Below are 18,373 nucleotides of genomic sequence, written 5' to 3' on the forward strand. Positions count from 1 at the left end.
GCCTACCTTGAAAGAGCAGATATTTAACGCGCGGCATGTTTGATGCACGTTTTTGGGTCAGCCGCGTAATGCCCGGCCTGGGTTTGAAGGGAACGACCTGCCAATGAGCGACCGCAAGATCAGGAACATGGAAGAATTCGCCGCCGTCAGCGGCATCTCGCGGCCAACCGTTTCCAAGTATTTCAACGACCCCGACAGCGTGCGCCAGACCACGCGCGCCCGGATCGAGGCCGCGCTGGAACAATATGACTACCGTCCCAATGTATTCGCCATCAACCAGAACCGGCGACTGACCAAGAATCTCGGGATCGTCGTGCCCTATCTGGCCGATCCTTTCTTTGCCGAGATTGCCCGCAATATCGAGAACCTGTGTATCGAGGCGGGGTTTCGCCCGATCCTGCTTAGTTCGCATGGTGAGCAATCGCAGGAAATCGACAATCTCGACAGCCTTCGGTCCCTCAAGCCCGCCGGTGTTCTGTTGGCTCCCCTGGGCCGGGCCTCGGACAAATCCGCCATTGAGCGGTTTTGCGAGGACGTGCCGACGGTTCTTTTCGACAGCAATATCGAGCGGATGGGCGAGGCTTTTGTCGGGTCCGACAATGCCAGTTTCGTCAACCAGACGGTCGATTACCTGATGCGCAGCGGCGAGCCGCCCTGTTTTCTGGAAATGCGCACCCCGGCAAACCCGAATGCCAACAAACGCCGTATTGCCTATATCGAGGCGATGAAGCGTCACGGGCAGGATCCCGTTGTGGTGGGAATGGAAGGTGACGGGTGGGCCTTTGAAGAGATCGGGCGGCAGGGGACACATGCGGCGATCGCGGCGGGGGATTTCACCACCAACACCATCCTGTGTTCGAATGACCGGTTGGCCATCGGGGCGCTGTCCGCCTGCTATGAACGGGGGCTGAAGGTCGGGCGCGGGTCGGATTGCGATCTGCGCGTGGCGTCCCATGATGACCATCCGTTTTCGCGCTTCACATGCCCGGCCCTGACAACGGCGGCCCATGACTATACCGCCGTCGCGGGGCGCAGCGTGGAAACCCTGCTGGAACTGATCGAAAGCGGCGGGCGATTCTCGTCCCGGCAAGAGACCCTGTTTCCTGCGCATCTGGTGGTTCGCGCTTCGGCCTGAATGCCCTAAAAATTTACGCGCGTAAAAATTATGTTGACGCGCGTATGATTCTTTCGCATGGTGCGGCGCATTACATCCATCAAGGGAGGACAGGATGTCTTCGAAGACTCTTATTCGCACCACAAGTGCGCTTGCGCTGTGCCTGACTGCATCGGCAGCTCTGGCTCAGGACACGACCATCACCATCGCAACCGTGAACAATGGCGACATGATCCGCATGCAGGGCTATACGGACCAATTCACCGAGGCGACCGGTATCGCGGTTGAGTGGGTGACGCTGGAAGAAAACGTGCTGCGTCAGCGCGTCACCACCGACATCACCACCAATGGCGGTCAGTTCGACATCATGACCATCGGCATGTATGAAACCCCGATCTGGGGCGCCAATGGCTGGCTGGTTCCGCTGGACAACCTGTCCGAAGAGTACAATGTCGACGACATCCTGCCCGCCATGCGCGGCGGTCTGAGCCACGAGGGCACGCTCTATGCAGCGCCCTTCTATGGCGAAAGCTCCATGGTCATGTATCGCACCGACCTGATGGAAGCCGCAGGTCTGGAAATGCCCGAAGCGCCGACCTGGCAGTTCATCCGCGAAGCCGCAGCGGCGATGGACGACCCTGAAAACGGCGTCAACGGTATCTGCCTGCGCGGCAAGCCCGGTTGGGGGGAAGGCGGCGCCTTCATCACCGTGACAGGCAACTCCTTCGGTGCGCGTTGGTTCGATGAAAACTGGACCCCGCAGTTCGATCAGCCGGAATGGGCCGAGGCGCTGAACTTCTTCGTCAACCTGATGAACGACTACGGTCCGGACGGCTACGAGAACAACGGCTTCAACGAAAACCTGTCGCTGTTCCAGCAGGGCCTGTGCGGCATGTGGATCGACGCCACCGTTGCGGCCTCGTTCGTGACCAACCCCGATGACTCGGAGGTTGCTGACAGCGTCGGTTTTGCGCTGGCGCCGAATAGCGAAGGGGTTGATCGCCGCTCGAACTGGCTCTGGGCCTGGGCGCTGGCCATTCCGGCCGGTACGCAGCAGGCGGATGCCGCGCTGCAGTTCATCGAGTGGGCCACTTCGGCTGACTATATCGAACTGGTCGCCGAGAACGAAGGTTGGGCCAACGTCCCGCCGGGTGCACGGACCTCGCTCTATGAAAACCCCGACTACATCTCGGTTCCGTTCGCACAGATGACGCTGGACTCGATCCTCGCGGCTGACCCGAACAACCCGACCGTGGATCCCGTGCCTTATGTCGGCATCCAGTTCGCCGCCATCCCCGAATTCGCCGGGATCGCGACCGAGGTGAGTCAGGAGTTTGCCGCCGCCTACGCCGGTCAGCAGTCGGTGGAAGAGGCGCTTGAAAACGCGCAGGCGATCGCCAGCGAAGCCATGGAAGCTGCGGGCTACTAATCCCTGTTTCTTCCTCCCGGGGGGCGGCCCTCATCCGCCCCCCAACACTCTCCCCTCTTTGCCGGTCGTATCTGGCCGGCCCTTTTTTCCCTTGGCATTCTGTCCCGAGCGCCCAACCCCGCGCCGACAGAAAGAGAGGATCCCGTCATGGCCACCCAGCATTCCCGCTCTGCCGCCCGACTGATGATGGCGCCAGCGGTTTTCCTGCTCCTCGTCTGGATGCTTGTCCCGCTGTCGATGACGCTGTGGTTCTCGTTCCGACGCTTCCTGCCGCTGCGTGGCGGTGATCAGGGCTTCATCTGGTTCGAAAACTACTCGCGCTTCATTTCGTCCAGTTCGTTCTGGCCCGCGGTTCAGACCACGCTGTTCATCGTCGGCGGCATTCTTCTGATCTCGGTCGTCTTCGGCATTCTGCTGGCGCTGCTGCTGGATCAGCCGATGTGGGGGCAGGGGATCGTCCGTATCCTCGTGATTGCACCGTTCTTCGTGATGCCGACCGTGTCGGCGCTGGTCTGGAAGAACATGTTCATGGACCCCACCAACGGCCTCTTCGCCCATCTCTGGCGGGCCTTCGGGGCTGACCCGGTGGTCTGGCTGAGCGATGTGCCGCTCTTCTCGATCATCCTGATCGTGTCCTGGCAGTGGCTGCCTTTCGCGACGCTGATCCTGCTGACCGCCATTCAGTCGCTGGACAGTGAACAGCTCGAAGCCGCGGAAATGGACGGCGCCGGACACTTGTCGCGCTTTGCCTATATCGTTCTGCCGCATCTGAGCCGCGCCATCACCATCGTGGTCCTGATCATGACGATCTTCCTTCTGTCGATCTTCGCGGAGATTTTCGTGACCACCGGCGGCGCCTTCGGCAGCCGCACCCTGACCTACCTGATCTACCAGCGCGTGCTGGAAAGTCAGAATGTCGGCCTCGGCAGCGCGGGCGGTGTCTACGCCATCATCCTCGCCAATATCGTTGCGCTCTTCCTGATGCGCGTCGTCGGCAAGAACCTGGACGCCTGAGGAGGACCTGACCATGGCACGTGCCGTTTCAAACCCGCGCAAGGCGCTCAACACCGCAATCGCCTGGGGCATTGGTCTGCTGATCTTCTTCCCGATCCTGTGGACCATCCTGACCAGCTTCAAGACCGAGGCCGAGGCCATTGCAAACCCGCCTGTCTTCTTGGCCTTTGACTGGACGCTCGAAAACTACGCCATCGTGCAGGAACGCTCTAATTACATGCGGTTTCTGTGGAACTCGGTCTTCATCGCAGGGGGCTCCACGCTGCTTGGTGTCATCATCGCGGTGCCTGCCGCCTGGTCCATGGCCTTCGTGCCCTCACGCCGGACCAAGGACATCCTGATGTGGATGCTGTCGACCAAGATGCTGCCCGCCGTGGGGGTGCTCTACCCGATCTACCTGCTCTGCATTCAACTTGGCGTGCTCGACAACCGCTTTGCACTGGTCGTGATCCTGATGCTGATCAACCTGCCGATCATCGTCTGGATGCTTTACACCTACTTCAAGGAGATCCCGGGCGAGATCCTGGAAGCCGCGCGGATGGACGGAGCCGGACTGAAAGAGGAAATCCTCTATGTCCTGACTCCCATGGCCGTACCGGGCATCGCCTCGACCCTGCTGTTGAACTTCATCCTCGCGTGGAACGAAGCCTTCTGGACGCTGAACCTGACCGCCGTCGATGCCGCGCCTCTGACCGCCTTTATCGCCAGCTATTCCAGCCCCGAGGGCCTGTTCTTCGCCAAGCTCAGCGCGGCCTCGACCATGGCCATCGCGCCGATCCTCATCCTTGGCTGGTTCAGCCAGAAACAACTCGTCCGTGGCCTGACCTTCGGCGCCGTCAAATAAGGAACCAAGAACATGGGACGCATTACGCTTGATAAAGTCCGCAAGGCCTTCGGCGAGGTCGAGGTCATCCCGCCGCTGGACCTGACCATCGAAGACGGTGAATTTGTTGTCTTCGTCGGCCCCTCAGGTTGTGGCAAATCCACCCTTCTGCGCCTGATCGCGGGGCTGGAGGACGTGACCGACGGGCAGATCCGCATCGACGGCGAAGACGCCACGATGGTGCCCCCCGCAAAACGGGGCCTCGCCATGGTCTTCCAGTCCTACGCGCTCTATCCGCATATGTCGGTGCGCAAGAACATCGCCTTCCCGATGAAGATGGCGGGCATTCCCCAGGATGAACAGAACCGCCGGATCGAAGCCGCCGCCAAGGCGCTGAACCTCACCGACTATCTCGACCGCAGGCCGGGCCAGCTGTCGGGCGGGCAGCGTCAGCGCGTTGCCATAGGACGGGCCATTGTGCGCGAACCGGCGGCCTTCCTCTTCGACGAACCGCTGTCGAACCTCGACGCCGCGCTGCGCCACGGGATGCGTCTGGAAATCAGCGAACTGCACAAGCGGCTGGACACCACCATGATCTACGTCACCCACGATCAGGTGGAAGCGATGACCATGGCCGACAAGATCGTGGTCCTTCAGGCCGGCGTAATCGAACAGGTGGGAAGCCCGCTGGAACTCTATCGTTCTCCACGCAACCTCTTTGTCGCAGGCTTTATCGGCTCGCCCAAGATGAACATGCTGACGGGTGAGGAAGCCTCCAAACGCGGGGCGCATACCATTGGCATCCGGCCGGAGCATGTCTCGATCTCGACCACCGAAGGCGCATGGAAAGGCACTGTCGGCGTCGCGGAACATCTCGGCTCCGACACCTTCCTGCATGTGCACCGCGAAACCGGCGGGGACCCGATGACCGTTCGGGTGGATGGTGAATTCGGCGTGCGTCACGGCGATAGCGTCTGGCTGACCCCGCAGGAGGATCAGATTCACAAGTTCGATGCCCAGGGGCTGCGCATCGCATGAACCGGCTGGCTGGAAAAACGGCGCTGATCACCGGCGCGGCGCGGGGCATCGGTCTGGCTTTTGCAAAGGCCTATGTCGCCGAGGGCGCGCGGGTGGCCATTGCCGATATCGACATGGACCGTGCGCGCGCATCGGCCTCCGAGATCGGAGAGGCCGCAATTGCCGTGCGGATGGACGTGACCGATCAGACCAGCATCGAGGCCGCAGTGGCCGAAACAGCCGCCGCTTTCGGCCAGATCGACATCCTGATCAACAACGCCGCGATCTTTTCCGCCGCCCCGATCGTCGAGATCACCCGCGAAGACTTCGACCGGGTGTTCCAGATCAACGTGGCGGGTGCGCTTTTCACGATGCAGGCGGTTGCCAAGCACATGATAGAGCGCGGGCAGGGTGGCAAGATCATCAACATGGCCAGCCAGGCGGGTCGTCGGGGTGAGGCGCTTGTCGGGGTCTATTGCGCCTCCAAGGCTGCCATCATCAGCCTGACCCAGTCGGCGGGGCTGAACCTGATCCAACACGGGATCAATGTGAACGCCATCGCCCCCGGCGTTGTGGACGGGGAACACTGGGACGGCGTCGACGCGTTCTTCGCCAAATACGAAAACAAGGCCCCCGGACAGAAGAAGCGCGAGGTCGGCGAAGCCGTTCCCTTCGGCCGCATGGGCACTGCACAGGATCTGACCGGCATGGCCGTGTTTCTGGCCTCGCCCGAGGCAGATTATATCGTCGCCCAGACATACAATGTCGACGGCGGCAACTGGATGAGCTGAGGGAGACCGGCCATGGCCAGCGCCGTGCACAAGACATTCTCGGATCTGCTTCCTCTGTCGAATGCCAATCTGGTGGCTTTGCCCGCAGAGGTGCGGCGCCCAGGCTATGACCGGTCTGGCCTGACCGCCGGCATCATCCATATCGGCGTGGGCAATTTTCATCGTGCGCATCAGGCCTGGTATCTGAGCCGGCTGATGGAGATGGGGCTGGCGCAGGACTGGGCCATCCTTGGGGCCGGAGTCCGGCCCTATGATGCCGCCATGCGCGGCAAGCTGCTGGCGCAGGATTGCCTGACAACCCTGATCGAGCTGGACGGCGATCACCGGGCGGCAGAGGTCATCGGCTCGATGATCGACTATGTGCCGGTTGCCGAAGGTCACGGCCCGTTGATTGCGGCGATGGCCGATCCCGCCATTCGCATCGTTGCGATGACCGTGACGGAGGGCGGGTATTTTCAGTTGGGTGGGGCGCTGGATATCGCTCATCCCGAGATCGTCCATGATGCGGCGAATCCCGACCGGCCCGGCACCGTGTTTGGCGCGATCATCGCGGCGCTGCGGCTGCGGCGGGAAAGGGGGGACGGACCCGTCACGCTGCTGAGCTGTGACAACCTGCAGGGCAATGGCGCGATCCTGCGGGGAGTTGTCCTCGGGTTGGCGCGCCTTTCCGACCCTGCGCTGGCCGACTGGATCGAGGACAGCTGCAGCTTTCCCAATTCCATGGTGGATTGCATCGTTCCGGCCACCGGTGAACGAGAGCTGGAATTCGCCCGGGCCTTCGGGGTGAACGACGCTGCACCCGTCTCGCACGAGGCGTTCCGGCAGTGGGTGATAGAGGATGATTTCTGCGCGGGGCGCCCGCCGCTGGAGAAGGTCGGAGTCACCTTTTCGGGCTCGGTTCACGACTACGAGATGATGAAGCTGCGCATTCTGAACGCGGGGCATCAGATGGTGGCGAATGCGGGGGCTCTGCTGGGGCTGGAAACGATTGCCGAGGCGGCGATGCACCCGGCTGTCGGGGCGTTCCTGCACAAGGTGTTGAGCGAGGAGGTCGCGCCGCATGTCCCCTCTGTGGCAGAGTTCACGCCGGACCAGTACATCGCGCTGATCAAGCGGCGCTTTTCCAACCCGTCCATCGTCGACACCACGCGGCGGGTGGCGTTCGACGGCTCCAGCAGGCATCCCGGTTTCGTGCTGCCCTCGCTGCGCGATGCCCTCTTGTCGGACGGCGGATTTTCCGGGCTGGCCCTGACCGAAGCCCTATGGGCGCGCTATTGTCTGGGAACGACCGAGGCCGGGGAGGCCATCGCTGCAAACGACCCGCAATGGGACCGGCTGACGAAATGCGCCAGAGCGGCCGTGGACCGCCCGCAAGAATGGCTGGAGATGTCGGCAATCTACGGCGATCTCTCGCGGGATTCGCGCTTTGCAGCCGCTTTCGCGGGCTGGATGGGAGTCCTCACCCAAGACGGTGTGGAGGCGGCGATTGCGCTATATGTCAGCTAACCCGTCATCCGTTGCATCAAGCCACCGAACACCCGCCGTTCATTCGGGAAGGGCACCAGGCGTTCCTGATCCTCGTCCCACAGCTTCAGGGTGAAACTGCGGATCGCCTCTGGCCAGTTGATCGTCGGCAGGTCGAACTGGTCACGGATGGCCCGGTGACATTTGCGCAGACGATAGCTGGGAATATTGGCGTTGAAATGGTGGATGTCGTGATAGGCGATGTTTCCGGTTGCCAGATCGAACCACCAGCCCAAATCCAACGCTGACGACCCTTGCAGCGCTGCCTGATCGTGGCGCAGGTCGGGGCGGCGGTCCCAGTAGGTATCCTCGAAATTGTGCTGAAGATAGACGAGGAACACGCCGGAACAGGCCGCTACGAAGACGGTGGCCAGATAGACCATCAGCGCGGGCATGCCGCCAAGCCAGTAGAGAAGCCCGATCCAGGTCAGCAGCAGCGCATCATGCACCAGTACGCCGCCCGGTCCCACCTTCATCGTGTTTTTGGGCCAGCGATAGCGTAGGGCATAAACGAAGATGCCCCCGATGGGGATCAGGATCAGCGGGTTGCGGTACAGCCGGTAGAACAGGCGCGCCTTCCAGTCGGCTTCGTTCCATTCCCGCAGGGTCATGGTGTGGATCTCGCCCGAGCGGCGTTCTTCCAGATCACCAAGGAACTTGTGGTGTTCGTTGTGATTGTACTGCATCGCCCTGTAGGGGGTCAGCGTGAAGGTCGACAGGCCGTAACCGGCCCAATCGTTCATCCACCGCTTCGAGAACAGGGAATTATGCCCGCAATCATGTTGCAGCACATAAAGCCTGACACCCGACAGCGCGTTGATGACCACCAGCGGGGCCACCAGATACCAGGCGTCGTAGAAATGGACGGCAAGGTAGAGCGTCAGGAAATAGACGGCGAAGGTGCCGAAATAACTGGCCGAGGCAAGCGCGTCGCAGCGCTCGCAATAGGCGCGGGTGACTTCTCGTATCGACATTGAACCGGTCTCTTGTTCTGTCTCGCACGAGGTGCCGGTCTGGCCCGGTCCCTCGCATCAGGAAGATGTGGTCGTCGCGTAGCCATTTCAAATTTTGGTTACAGGAATCTAACGGAAAATTTCGCTTCGGTCGACTCCGGCCCCGTCGGTCGGCATCAGGCCGCCATTGGTGCCGCTTGGCGGGGCCGGGATTGCAGCAGGATCAGCGCCATGATTCCGATGTTCAGAACGTTGAAGGCGATGCCGTTGATGAAGGCCCATTGGTAGCTGCCGGTGACGTCATAGATCCAGCCCGACATCCAGCCGCCCATGGCCATGCCCGCGATGGTCGACATCATCACCAGCCCCACCCGCGCGCCGGCCTCTCTCGGGGGCAGGTATTCGCGCACGATGATGGCGTAGCTCGGCACGATGCCCCCTTGGCTGAGCCCGAAGACGAGGCTGACGATATAAAGCGAAGTGAGCCCCGTGGTCGGCAGATAAAGGAACAGTGCGATGCACTGCAGGGCAGAGCCGATAAGCAGCGTCGTCACGCCTCCCAGCCAGTCGGCCAGTGCGCCTGAAACCAGCCGCGAGGCCACTCCGCCAAACAGCATCAGGGACAGCATCTCGGCCCCGATGGCGGGCCCGTAGCCAAGGTCGGTGCAGAAGGCGACGATATGGACCTGCGGCATCGACATGGCGACGCAGCAGCCGATGCCCGCAATGGCCAGCAGCATGGTCAGGGTCCGGGGCGAAAAGCTGACCGCGCGTGCGCGCAGGGCGGCGGAGGCCTCGGCTTCCACGCGCGCGGCCTCCGGCACGCGGGCGCGCAGCAGCAAAGACAGGGGCACCATCACAAGCAGCGTGACCACCGCCAGCACCAGATAGGCCGTGCGCCACCCTTGGGTGGAGAGGATATCGGCTAGGATCAGCGGCCAGATCGCGCCCGAGAGGTAGTTCGACGAGGCTGCGATGGCCACCGCAATCCCCCGTCGGCGCAGGAACCAGTGCGAAACATCGGCGATGAGCGGCCCGAAACAGGTGGCGGTGCCAAAGCCGATCAGCAATTGCAGCGCCGATAGCGTGGCGATATTGGGCGCGATCGCCGCCCCGGCGAACCCTGCCGCAATCAATCCGGACGCGGCTATCATCGAGGCGGTCATTCCCCACCGGTCCACGGCCCGACCAATAAGGTAGTTGCCAAGCGCGAATCCGACCATGGTCAGCGTGTACGGCAGCGAGGCATCGCCCCGGTCGACGTTGAACTCTGCCTGAACGGCGGGAAGGATGACAATGATCGCCCACATGCCCACATTGCCCACCAACCCGATGGTCAGCGAGACGGCAAGGCGAATCCAGGAGGCGCGCGAGTCGAGGGTGGAGGCGGGCGTCATGGGGCGGACGTTAGGCGCGCTTCGGGGGATTGGGAAGGGGAACGTTGCGATTGACATGATCTTCGTGATCGCAGCGTCGTGATCCGTGTCGAGGTAGGGCACATCTGGTCTCGGGACGGCTTGCGCCCCATCTATGGACGGATGCAAGATACCGGTAGCAAAGGGGAGACGCGCAATGTTCGGTTTCAAGGCAAAGAAGATGGAGATGATCTCGGCTGCCGAGGCGCTGCCGGGACGGGCAATGGCAATCCCGACGGCAAGGACGCATTTCGTTTCCGGCCGTCCCCTGACCCTCGATGTGCCCGAGGGCATGGAAGCGGCCATGTTCGGCATGGGCTGCTTCTGGGGCGTGGAGCGGATGTTCTGGGGGCTGGATGGTGTCTGGCTGACCATGGTGGGCTATGCGGGCGGGCATACGCCCAATGCCACCTATGAAGAGGTCTGCACCGCAAGGACCGGCCATAATGAGGTGGTGCGGGTCGTCTATGACCCAAAAATCATCAGCTATGAGGCGTTGCTGAAGGTGTTTTGGGAAAACCACGACCCGACGCAGGGCATGCGCCAGGGCAATGACATGGGCACCCAGTATCGGTCGGGGATCTACACCTTCTCGGAGGCGCAGCAGCAGGCCGCCAAGGACAGTCTTCCGGGCATGCAGGCCCGCCTGACAGCGGCCGGATTCGGCGCGATCACCACCGAGATCCTGCCTGCGCCAGAGTTCTACTTTGCTGAAGACTACCATCAGCAATACCTGGCCAAGAACCCGTCAGGCTATTGCGGGATTGGCGGCACCGGCGTGACCTGCCCCATCGGGCTCGGCGCCTGACGGCGCCGACCGGGGAACGGCCCGGCCCAAGCCCCCGTTCGGGGGCCCTCGCCGATCCGTGCTGCCGCGGGATATCTGCGCGGGTGGCGCGACCTTGGGCGTGAGGGTGACGCTGATAGGTCCGGGTGTGAGTATTTGGACCAAGAAGAAGGCGCATTGTGTTTTTTGCAGCCTGCGCCTAAGGCGTGAGAAACCTGACAGGAGTTGACCGATGCCGACCTTCACCGCCCTCACCACTCTCGAAGACAAGGATCAGGCCGAGGCGCTTGGCCTTGCCCTGGAAGAGATCGAGCCCGAGGCGACGGGTGTCGGTGTCTTCGAGATGGAAGACGGGTCCGGCCTGTGGGAAGTGGGCGCCTATTTCATTGAGGCCCCGGACGAGGTGGCCCTGGCGCTGCTGGCGGCGGCCCATGATGCCAAGCCTTTCGTGGTGTCGGAACTGCCGGAAACCGATTGGGTGGCCCATGTGAAACGCGAGCTGCATCCGGTGGAGGCCGGGCGCTTCTTCGTCTATGGTAGCCACGATGCGGACAAGGTTCCGGATGGGTGTGTGCCCCTCCTGATCGAGGCGGCGATGGCCTTTGGCACCGGGCATCATGGAACGACCAAGGGTTGCCTTGAGGCGCTGGAACGGTTGATTCAGGCCGGTGAGGTAAAGAAGAACACGGTCGATATTGGGTGCGGCACCGCCGTACTGGCGCTGGCGGCGGCCAAGGTCTGGCCCGATCCGGTGCTGGCTTCCGATATCGACGAGGTTGCCGTGGATGTGGCCATGGCCAATGTCGCGGCCAATGGCGAGGCGGGGCGGGTGCGCTGCCTTGAGGCGGCAGGGTTCGACCACGCTGAGCTACATGCCGCCGCGCCCTATGACCTGATCTTCGCCAATATCCTGAAAGGTCCGCTTGTGGAACTTGCCCCCGATGTGGCGGCGCATTGTGCCGAGGGTGGTCATGTCATCCTGTCCGGGTTGCTCAACGAACAGGGTGACGAGGTTGTCGCGGCCTATGAGGCGCAGGGCATGACCCTGGAGCATCGGGCCGAACTTGGCGAATGGACCACGCTGACCCTGCACCGCTGACCGGCACAGTTTTGCCATAATTTGCGGATAATTTGTGCGCGGGTGGGGCAGGCGCAAGAGGTGCCCCGATGGATGCGAATTATGACCGGTTTCAGGAACGGCTGCGCAGGATGAACCCGTCCGGCGCGGGCGAGGGACATGGCGTGGTGGTGCAGCCAGATGGGCTCGTCGTTCGGCGTCGCCGACGTGTTCGGCTATCCTTTCCCTGGCGCAGCCTGGCATTGGCGGTTGTCTGCTGTTTCCTGTTCAAGGGCTTCATGATCTGGCACCAGGGCGAGGCAGACTACGCCGCGCGATTGGCGGAATTGTCAGACCAGTCGACCGGCCATCGGGCCGCGGCATGGGTTCTGTCCATGGATCCGGTATCTGTCTGGATCGGCACGACCCTGAGAGACGCGATCGGGCGTCCACCGGTCTGACCCCCTTGAAACGAAAGAAACCGCCCCGGGGTCGGAGCGGCTTCAATCGGGGAGAGAAGAGAGAGATATCTCAGCGGTAGATGCCATTGGCAATCGAGTCGATATCCCCGCGGTTCAGGCCCAGATCGTCCAGTTCACGATCGGAGAGAGCCTCCAGCGCTTTGCGGGTCACGCGGGCGTCGTTCCAGGCTGCAATCCGACCCACGAAGATGGAGAGGATCGAGGCGACGCTGAAGCCGGCGTCAACGGTGCGGTTGGTCACGGTAGCCATCTGAATGTTCCTTCCAGACAAGAGGGTGGGTTGCGAAGTGTTCGCTTGCTGAACCGGCACTTAGGGGCCGGGACTGGTCCGAGCAATACCGATTTTCGCATGGGTCATATGCATTCTGCGCATAGGTCTGATCCGGACGTAAGAACATGAATTCTTAGCAAAAATCCGCCACAATTCCTGTCGGAACAGGATCAGGAAGTTGTCCTGAATCGACATCCCCGCTGACGCTTGTCGCTTTTGTTTCAATGCGCGCCGAAAACCGACTTTGTCTGGTCAATGTTCTTGTTTCGTGCTAGTGCTGCAAAAAAGTCGCAAAAATTTTAAGGGGTCGGGCGGAATGAGGATCATCGGGATCGATCCGGGGCTCAGAAACATGGGCTGGGGCGTGATCGAGTCGTGGGGATCGCGACTCAGTCACATCGCCAACGGAACCTGCCACAGCGAAGGCAAGGACCTTGCTGCGCGGCTTTTGTCGCTCCACCGGCAGTTGTCCGAGGTGCTGGACCGCTGGCAGCCGGATCAGGCCGCCGTGGAACAAACCTTCGTCAACCGAGATGCGGTGGCCACACTGAAACTGGGGCAGGCGCGGGGGATCGCGCTGCTGGTTCCGGCGCAGGCGGGGCTTAGCGTGGCGGAATACGCCCCCAATGCGGTCAAGAAGACCGTCGTTGGCGTGGGTCATGCGGAAAAGGGGCAGGTGGCGCATATGGTCAAGATGCAACTGCCCGGTGCGAACCCCTCCAGCCCGGATGCGGCGGATGCGCTTGCCATTGCCATCTGTCATGCCTTTCATGCGCAGACCGCGGGCCGACTGGCTGCGGCAGTGGAGGCGGGGCGATGATCGGCAAACTGACGGGCCGTGTGGATTACAAGGGCAGCGACCATGTGCTGCTGGATGTGAATGGCGTGGGCTATGTCGTCTACTGTTCTGACCGGACTTTGGCCGCTTTGCCGGGGCCGGGCGAGGCAGCGGCGCTGTTCACCGAATTGCTGGTGCGCGAGGATCTGTTGCAGCTGTTCGGCTTCCCGACACTCTATGACCGTGAATGGCACCGGTTGCTGATTTCCGTTCAGGGCGTGGGGGCCAAGGCGGCGATGGCCATTCTGGGCACGCTCGGGGCCGAGGGCGTGGCGCGGGCGATCTCACTTGGCGATGCGGCGGCGGTCAAGGCCGCGCCCGGTGTCGGCCCGAAACTGGCACAGCGGGTGGTGAACGAGCTGAAGGACAAGGCGCCGGGTGCGATGACAATGGGGGGCGAGGTGGTTGAGGCCCTGGGGGATGCCCCGGCGGTGGCGGTTACGCAGCCCGATGTCGCGGCCCCGATCCGGGCGCGCCCGTCCTCATCCTCTCAGGCCGAAGCTCTTTCGGCGCTCAAGAACCTGGGCTATGCCCCGGCAGAGGCCGCCATGGCGGTGGCACAGGCGGCCGGGGACGCGCCGGATGCAGAAACACCGGCCCTGATCCGCGCGGCGCTGAAGCTGCTGGCCCCGAAGGATTGAGATGACAGAGCCCGACCCCACCTTGCGCGCGACCCCCTTGCCAGAGGATCAAAGCCCCGACCGCGCATTGCGTCCTCAGGAGCTGACCGAGTTCATCGGCCAGGAGGAGGCGCGCGCCAACCTGCGTGTCTTCATCGAAAGCGCGAGGCGGCGGGAAGAGGCGATGGACCATGTGCTGTTCCATGGCCCGCCCGGTCTGGGCAAGACAACGCTCGCGCAGATCATGGCGCGGGAGTTGGGGGTGAACTTCCGCATGACCTCCGGTCCCGTGCTGGCCAAAGCCGGGGACCTCGCCGCGATCCTGACCAATCTGGAGGCGCGTGATGTCCTCTTCATCGACGAAATTCACCGGTTGAACCCGGCGGTGGAGGAAGTGCTCTATCCTGCGCTGGAGGATTTTGAACTGGATCTGGTGATCGGTGAAGGCCCCGCCGCGCGGACGGTGCGGATCGAATTGCAGCCCTTCACGCTTGTGGGCGCCACGACCCGGCTCGGCCTCTTGACCACGCCGCTGCGGGACCGGTTCGGCATCCCCACGCGGCTGCAATTCTACACGGTGCCGGAGCTGCACGAGATCGTCACGCGCGGTTCGCGTCTGTTGGGCATCCCGTCTGACCCGGAGGGCGCGCTGGAGATTGCCCGCCGCGCCCGTGGCACCCCGCGTATTGCCGGTCGGCTGCTGCGCCGGGTGGTGGATTTCGCACTGGTCGAAGGCGACGGGCGGCTGACGCAGGCGATTGCCGATAGCGCGCTGACGCGGCTTGGAGTCGATCACCTCGGTCTCGACGGGGCCGACCGGCGTTACATGATGCTTATGGCGGAAAACTACGGCGGTGGCCCCGTGGGGGTCGAGACCATGGCCGCCGCCCTGTCGGAAAGCCGCGATGCGATTGAAGAAGTGATTGAGCCCTATCTTCTGCAACAGGGCTTGATCGCGCGCACCCCACGCGGAAGGATGCTGGCATCCAAAGGCTGGTCGCATCTGGGTCTTGCCGCCCCGATGCCGCCCGAACAGGGCAGCCTGATTTGACCCTTTCGGGAGCATTGCCATGATCCGTTTTCTATCCGCCGCTCTTCTCGCTCTGTCTGCCAGCACGGCCAACGCTGACGTCGACTTCGGCAGTTACGATCAGTTCCAGACCCGCTTCGGCGCGGCCTCGGTCGTGGGCGCACGTCCCAGTCAGGGGCTGGTGGTCTCCGGCGCGACCCTGCCGGTGGAGCAGGACTATATGTGGGAAATCCTCGGGGCCTGGGCGCTTGAGGGCGCGGATCATGACTGGCTGCTGGCCACCCATCACCACGGCGGCAATATGTGCGGCCCAGGGGTGACAGTGATCCGCGTCGGACAGGGCACTGTGCAGGTGATGGGCGAGACCGAAGCCTGTGAAGGCGCGGTCAGCGATATGCGGGTGCTGCCAGACGCGCTGGAGCTTGATATCTTCGTTGACGGGCTGCGCCAGCAATTCACAACCTACCGGTTCAGCGATGCAGGTATGGAAACCACGCCGGGCGCGCAGCCCTTCGCGGGCACCCCCGCTGGCCCCGGCGCGGATGCGACCCGCTGGATCGGGGAACACCCCTTCGCGATCTTCCGCGACCCCGGTGAGCGCGCCCGGTTCCTGACCATCATGACCGAAGATCAGATCCGCGACCTCGCCGACCGGATCGGCCCGGCCAACAGTGTGATCCAGCGCGGCGATTGGGTGCTTGGGGCGGGCTGCATGGCCCATGCCTGCAACATTTCGGCGGGCGCTTGGGGCATTCGCATTTCGGACGGGGCGGCGGCAGCAGTGATTTATGAGTCCGGCACCGCCCCGCAGGTCTATGGCCCTGCCGCCTATGATCCGGTATTCGCGGGCTGGATGGCTGAGAATAACCTGTAAGGAGCCCCAGGAATGGATGCCGACGCGGTCACGCGCCTTTTTACCCGGTCTGACGGGAACTATCTCTTTGCCCGGTGGGGCCGCCCCATCGTGCCCGTGGTCTTCGGGGTGGAGGACGCGACCGTCAGCATCCTGAAAGGCGCGATCGAGGCCGTGGTGGCGCTGGCCGGGCACAAGATGGCCGAGACCGACCCGGAACTGGGCGCGAACCTGATGGTCTTCTTCTTCCGGGACTGGGGCGAACTGACCGAGACCCCCAATCTCGACAGGCTGATCCCTGACCTGCCCGCCACGGTGGACCGCCTGAAAGCGGTGGATGCCAACCAGTATCGCAGCTTTCGGTTCGACGACAGCGGGGCCATTCAGGCCGCCTTTGCCTTTATCCAAATGGATGAGGAGATGGCCAAGGTCCCGGCAGAGACCATCGCGCTATCCCAGATGGTGCAGGTGATCCTGCTGTGGTCCGACACGGCCTTCACCGACAGCTCCCCCCTCGCCGCCGCGCCCGGCCAACCCGCCGTCCTGAAACCAGAGATCGCAAATGTCATCCGCGCAGGGTACGACCCGGTGATGCCGGTGAGTGCCAACGACCCGAGCCATGGGTTGAGGTTGGCGGCGCGGGTGGGGATGCTGTCGTGACCCATCACTTCCAAACCCGAGTGTATTATGAAGACACCGATCTGGCGGGGATCGTGTATCACGCCAATTACCTCAAGTTCATTGAGCGCGCCCGGTCCGAGATGGTGCGGGAGGCGGGGATTTCCCAGACAGCGCTGAAGGCCGGGCAGGGGATCGTCTTTGCAGTCCGCAGGATGGAGATGGATTTCATCGCGCCCGCCCGATTCGAGGATGATCTGCGGGTGGAAACCCTTCTCGTCGGCGTGAAAGGGGCCAGTTTCGACCTCGATCAGACCGTCTGGCGAGGCGCAGACCGGCTCTACGCGGCCAAGGTTCAGGTGGTTTGCCTGACGGATTCCGGCCGCGCGGTGCGGATTCCGGCGGATATCCGCCAAAAGCTGGTTACGTTTCAGCAGTGAAACCGACCGTGACGCAAGCCAATGGTGTTTGCTCTTCCTCTTTGCTAGATTCCCCTCCAAACGAGATGCCGCGAACAAGATGGCATCCGACCAGAGGCCGGGCAGATAGGAAACGCACTTCATGGAAACCGAAACGCTGAGCATGGCGCAGGAGATGGATTTCTCGCTGCTGGCCCTGTTCTTCCGCGCAAGCTTTGTCGTCCAAATCGTCATGGTGATGCTGTTCGCGGCGTCGATCTGGGTCTGGGCAATCGCCTTCTCCAAATTCTCCACCTACCGGCTGTCGCGCCGTAGGGCAGCGCAGTTCGATGCGGCCTTCTGGTCGGGGGAACCGCTGGATGAGCTCTTCGATAAGGTGGCCGAGCGGCCCCGGTCCGCGTCCGAACGGGTCTTCGTCGCGGGCATGACCGAATGGCAGCGATCCTTGCGTGATGACGGGGCGCTCATTCCCGGTGTGCAGCAGCGCGTTGACCGGTCGATGGACGTGGCCATTGCGCGAGAGGCGGAGCGGCTGACCTCGGGCCTGAACTTCCTGGCCACCACCGGCGCGACCGCGCCCTTCATCGGGCTTTTCGGAACGGTCTGGGGGATCATGCGGTCGTTCCAGGAGATTGCGACCTCGGGCAACACGTCGCTTGCTGTCGTCGCGCCCGGTATTGCCGAGGCGCTGCTGGCCACCGGGCTTGGCCTGTTGGCCGCTATCCCTGCGGTGATCCTCTACAACAAGCTTTCTGCCGATGCCGACCGGCTGGTGGCGGGGTATGAGGGGTTTGCCGACGAGTTTTCCACCCTCCTCTCGCGGCAGTTGGACTGAGCCATGGGGGCCGGAGTGAGACAAGCGCAGACAGGCGGTCGCAGACGCGGCAATCGCCGGTCCCGCCACGCCGCCATGTCGGAAATCAACGTCACCCCCTTCGTAGACGTGATGCTGGTGCTGCTGATCGTTTTCATGGTCTCGGCCCCGCTGATGACCGTGGGTGTGCCGATCGAGCTACCGGAAACCGCCGCTGAACCGTTGCCGGGCGAGCAAGAGGAAGAACCCCTTGCCGTGACGCTGACAGCGGATGGCCAGGTGATGATCCAGACCACGCCGGTGCCGATGGCGGAACTGGTGACGCGCCTGCAGGGCATTGCCGCCGAACGGGACAGCAACCAGATTTTCCTGCGTGCGGATGGGGCTATTCCTTATGCGGACGTGATGCAGGTCATGGGCGCTTTGAACGCAGGTGGGTTCCGCGAAATCGGGCTGGTGACCGATGCGGGTGGTCCGCGTCTTGACGAACAGGCAGGGGAGTGA

The 18,373-nt window shown here is 62.8% G+C and carries 21 protein-coding genes; 18 read left to right on the forward strand and 3 right to left on the reverse strand.

Annotated elements, in window-relative coordinates; genetic code table 11:
- The first annotated feature begins 103 nt into the window (after positions 1 to 103).
- The 7 genes from ACOOEX_RS03275 to ACOOEX_RS03305 all read left to right on the forward strand — a co-directional run bounded on the left by ACOOEX_RS03275 (position 104) and on the right by ACOOEX_RS03305 (position 7,694).
- A complete protein-coding gene (locus tag ACOOEX_RS03275) occupies positions 104 to 1,135 on the forward strand; it encodes a LacI family DNA-binding transcriptional regulator (protein WP_420397101.1) in 1,032 nt (343 codons plus the stop codon).
- A 94-nt stretch (positions 1,136 to 1,229) separates the two neighbouring features.
- Positions 1,230 to 2,543, forward strand: coding sequence for an ABC transporter substrate-binding protein (locus ACOOEX_RS03280; RefSeq protein ID WP_420397102.1), 1,314 nt, complete (start codon positions 1,230 to 1,232; stop codon positions 2,541 to 2,543).
- Between the two features lie 147 nt (positions 2,544 to 2,690).
- Complete coding sequence (locus ACOOEX_RS03285) at positions 2,691 to 3,557, forward strand: carbohydrate ABC transporter permease (RefSeq protein ID WP_420397103.1); 867 nt, start codon at positions 2,691 to 2,693, stop codon at positions 3,555 to 3,557.
- Between the two features lie 13 nt (positions 3,558 to 3,570).
- Positions 3,571 to 4,401, forward strand: coding sequence for a carbohydrate ABC transporter permease (locus tag ACOOEX_RS03290; RefSeq protein WP_420397104.1), 831 nt, complete (start codon positions 3,571 to 3,573; stop codon positions 4,399 to 4,401).
- Between the two features lie 12 nt (positions 4,402 to 4,413).
- Complete coding sequence (locus tag ACOOEX_RS03295) at positions 4,414 to 5,418, forward strand: ABC transporter ATP-binding protein (protein WP_420397105.1); 1,005 nt, start codon at positions 4,414 to 4,416, stop codon at positions 5,416 to 5,418.
- Positions 5,415 to 6,188, forward strand: a complete 774-nt coding sequence (locus tag ACOOEX_RS03300; RefSeq protein ID WP_420397106.1) for an L-iditol 2-dehydrogenase — start codon at positions 5,415 to 5,417, stop codon at positions 6,186 to 6,188. Before ACOOEX_RS03295 ends, ACOOEX_RS03300 begins: the two co-directional genes overlap by 4 nt.
- 12 nt (positions 6,189 to 6,200) lie before the next feature.
- Complete coding sequence (locus ACOOEX_RS03305) at positions 6,201 to 7,694, forward strand: mannitol dehydrogenase family protein (protein WP_420397107.1); 1,494 nt, start codon at positions 6,201 to 6,203, stop codon at positions 7,692 to 7,694.
- Here the strand turns inward: ACOOEX_RS03305 and ACOOEX_RS03310 are convergent.
- Positions 7,691 to 8,686, reverse strand: a complete 996-nt coding sequence (locus ACOOEX_RS03310) for a fatty acid desaturase (RefSeq protein WP_420397108.1) — start codon at positions 8,684 to 8,686, stop codon at positions 7,691 to 7,693. The two genes, ACOOEX_RS03305 and ACOOEX_RS03310, sit on opposite strands and share 4 nt — an antisense overlap.
- A 155-nt stretch (positions 8,687 to 8,841) precedes the next feature.
- Positions 8,842 to 10,062 carry a CynX/NimT family MFS transporter gene (locus ACOOEX_RS03315; protein WP_420397109.1) on the reverse strand — a complete coding sequence of 407 codons (1,221 nt, stop codon included), beginning with the start codon at positions 10,060 to 10,062 and terminating at the stop codon, positions 8,842 to 8,844.
- 175 nt (positions 10,063 to 10,237) lie between these two features.
- Between ACOOEX_RS03315 and msrA the strand changes: the two genes are divergently transcribed.
- From msrA to ACOOEX_RS03330, 3 genes are all read left to right on the forward strand, one after another.
- Positions 10,238 to 10,888 (forward strand): peptide-methionine (S)-S-oxide reductase MsrA, encoded by a 651-nt coding sequence (gene msrA / locus ACOOEX_RS03320; protein WP_420397110.1) that lies wholly within the window; start codon positions 10,238 to 10,240, stop codon positions 10,886 to 10,888.
- A gap of 211 nt (positions 10,889 to 11,099) precedes the next feature.
- Positions 11,100 to 11,966 (forward strand): 50S ribosomal protein L11 methyltransferase, encoded by an 867-nt coding sequence (locus ACOOEX_RS03325; RefSeq protein ID WP_420397111.1) that lies wholly within the window; start codon positions 11,100 to 11,102, stop codon positions 11,964 to 11,966.
- Positions 11,967 to 12,034: 68 nt separating this feature from the next.
- Positions 12,035 to 12,385 carry a hypothetical protein gene (locus ACOOEX_RS03330; protein WP_420397112.1) on the forward strand — a complete coding sequence of 117 codons (351 nt, stop codon included), beginning with the start codon at positions 12,035 to 12,037 and terminating at the stop codon, positions 12,383 to 12,385.
- Positions 12,386 to 12,455: 70 nt separating this feature from the next.
- On the opposite strand, the gene ACOOEX_RS03335 is transcribed toward ACOOEX_RS03330, so the two are convergent.
- Positions 12,456 to 12,656: a DUF1127 domain-containing protein gene (locus tag ACOOEX_RS03335; RefSeq protein ID WP_083431293.1), complete on the reverse strand. Its 201-nt coding sequence runs from the start codon at positions 12,654 to 12,656 to the stop codon at positions 12,456 to 12,458.
- 337 nt (positions 12,657 to 12,993) lie between these two features.
- On the opposite strand from ACOOEX_RS03335, the gene ruvC reads away from it, so the two are divergent.
- The 8 genes from ruvC (at position 12,994) to ACOOEX_RS03375 (ending at position 18,373) form a co-directional block, all read left to right on the forward strand.
- A complete protein-coding gene (ruvC, locus tag ACOOEX_RS03340) occupies positions 12,994 to 13,497 on the forward strand; it encodes a crossover junction endodeoxyribonuclease RuvC (protein ID WP_420397113.1) in 504 nt (167 codons plus the stop codon).
- Entirely contained in the window at positions 13,494 to 14,156 is a 663-nt protein-coding gene (gene ruvA / locus ACOOEX_RS03345; RefSeq protein ID WP_420397114.1) for a Holliday junction branch migration protein RuvA, read from the forward strand. The genes ruvC and ruvA overlap by 4 nt, the downstream gene beginning before the upstream one ends.
- Position 14,157: 1 nt before the next feature.
- On the forward strand, positions 14,158 to 15,186 hold the full coding sequence (gene ruvB, locus ACOOEX_RS03350; RefSeq protein WP_420397115.1) for a Holliday junction branch migration DNA helicase RuvB: 1,029 nt from the start codon (positions 14,158 to 14,160) through the stop codon (positions 15,184 to 15,186).
- Positions 15,187 to 15,205: 19 nt separating this feature from the next.
- Complete coding sequence (locus tag ACOOEX_RS03355) at positions 15,206 to 16,039, forward strand: hypothetical protein (protein ID WP_420397116.1); 834 nt, start codon at positions 15,206 to 15,208, stop codon at positions 16,037 to 16,039.
- A gap of 12 nt (positions 16,040 to 16,051) precedes the next feature.
- The gene (locus ACOOEX_RS03360; protein WP_420397117.1) at positions 16,052 to 16,678 is read left to right on the forward strand and encodes a hypothetical protein; all 627 of its coding nucleotides are present in this window, start codon (positions 16,052 to 16,054) and stop codon (positions 16,676 to 16,678) included.
- Positions 16,675 to 17,076, forward strand: coding sequence for a tol-pal system-associated acyl-CoA thioesterase (ybgC, locus tag ACOOEX_RS03365; RefSeq protein WP_420397118.1), 402 nt, complete (start codon positions 16,675 to 16,677; stop codon positions 17,074 to 17,076). Before ACOOEX_RS03360 ends, ybgC begins: the two co-directional genes overlap by 4 nt.
- A gap of 121 nt (positions 17,077 to 17,197) precedes the next feature.
- Positions 17,198 to 17,890 (forward strand): protein TolQ, encoded by a 693-nt coding sequence (gene tolQ / locus ACOOEX_RS03370; RefSeq protein ID WP_420397119.1) that lies wholly within the window; start codon positions 17,198 to 17,200, stop codon positions 17,888 to 17,890.
- Positions 17,891 to 17,893: 3 nt separating this feature from the next.
- Positions 17,894 to 18,373, forward strand: a complete 480-nt coding sequence (locus ACOOEX_RS03375; RefSeq protein WP_420397120.1) for an ExbD/TolR family protein — start codon at positions 17,894 to 17,896, stop codon at positions 18,371 to 18,373.

Origin of the sequence: Nioella sp. (genome assembly GCF_965215655.1) — a bacterium.
Taxonomy (GTDB): Bacteria; Pseudomonadota; Alphaproteobacteria; order Rhodobacterales; family Rhodobacteraceae; genus Nioella.

Excerpts from the sequence above, each read along its gene's own strand:
- ACOOEX_RS03355 (WP_420397116.1), top strand. The coding sequence starts at position 15,206 with ATGATCCGTTTTCTATCCGCCGCTCTTCTCGCTCTGTCTGCCAGCACG.
- msrA (WP_420397110.1), top strand. The coding sequence starts at position 10,238 with ATGTTCGGTTTCAAGGCAAAGAAGATGGAGATGATCTCGGCTGCCGAG.
- ACOOEX_RS03285 (WP_420397103.1), top strand. The coding sequence starts at position 2,691 with ATGGCCACCCAGCATTCCCGCTCTGCCGCCCGACTGATGATGGCGCCA.
- ruvB (WP_420397115.1), top strand. The coding sequence starts at position 14,158 with ATGACAGAGCCCGACCCCACCTTGCGCGCGACCCCCTTGCCAGAGGAT.
- ACOOEX_RS03330 (WP_420397112.1), top strand. The coding sequence starts at position 12,035 with ATGGATGCGAATTATGACCGGTTTCAGGAACGGCTGCGCAGGATGAAC.
- ACOOEX_RS03290 (WP_420397104.1), top strand. The coding sequence starts at position 3,571 with ATGGCACGTGCCGTTTCAAACCCGCGCAAGGCGCTCAACACCGCAATC.
- ACOOEX_RS03280 (WP_420397102.1), top strand. The coding sequence starts at position 1,230 with ATGTCTTCGAAGACTCTTATTCGCACCACAAGTGCGCTTGCGCTGTGC.
- ACOOEX_RS03300 (WP_420397106.1), top strand. The coding sequence starts at position 5,415 with ATGAACCGGCTGGCTGGAAAAACGGCGCTGATCACCGGCGCGGCGCGG.
- ACOOEX_RS03335 (WP_083431293.1), bottom strand. The coding sequence starts at position 12,656 with ATGGCTACCGTGACCAACCGCACCGTTGACGCCGGCTTCAGCGTCGCC.
- ACOOEX_RS03275 (WP_420397101.1), top strand. The coding sequence starts at position 104 with ATGAGCGACCGCAAGATCAGGAACATGGAAGAATTCGCCGCCGTCAGC.
- tolQ (WP_420397119.1), top strand. The coding sequence starts at position 17,198 with ATGGAAACCGAAACGCTGAGCATGGCGCAGGAGATGGATTTCTCGCTG.
- ACOOEX_RS03375 (WP_420397120.1), top strand. The coding sequence starts at position 17,894 with ATGGGGGCCGGAGTGAGACAAGCGCAGACAGGCGGTCGCAGACGCGGC.
- ACOOEX_RS03360 (WP_420397117.1), top strand. The coding sequence starts at position 16,052 with ATGGATGCCGACGCGGTCACGCGCCTTTTTACCCGGTCTGACGGGAAC.
- ACOOEX_RS03325 (WP_420397111.1), top strand. The coding sequence starts at position 11,100 with ATGCCGACCTTCACCGCCCTCACCACTCTCGAAGACAAGGATCAGGCC.
- ruvC (WP_420397113.1), top strand. The coding sequence starts at position 12,994 with ATGAGGATCATCGGGATCGATCCGGGGCTCAGAAACATGGGCTGGGGC.
- ACOOEX_RS03315 (WP_420397109.1), bottom strand. The coding sequence starts at position 10,062 with ATGACGCCCGCCTCCACCCTCGACTCGCGCGCCTCCTGGATTCGCCTT.
- ACOOEX_RS03310 (WP_420397108.1), bottom strand. The coding sequence starts at position 8,686 with ATGTCGATACGAGAAGTCACCCGCGCCTATTGCGAGCGCTGCGACGCG.
- ACOOEX_RS03295 (WP_420397105.1), top strand. The coding sequence starts at position 4,414 with ATGGGACGCATTACGCTTGATAAAGTCCGCAAGGCCTTCGGCGAGGTC.
- ACOOEX_RS03305 (WP_420397107.1), top strand. The coding sequence starts at position 6,201 with ATGGCCAGCGCCGTGCACAAGACATTCTCGGATCTGCTTCCTCTGTCG.
- ruvA (WP_420397114.1), top strand. The coding sequence starts at position 13,494 with ATGATCGGCAAACTGACGGGCCGTGTGGATTACAAGGGCAGCGACCAT.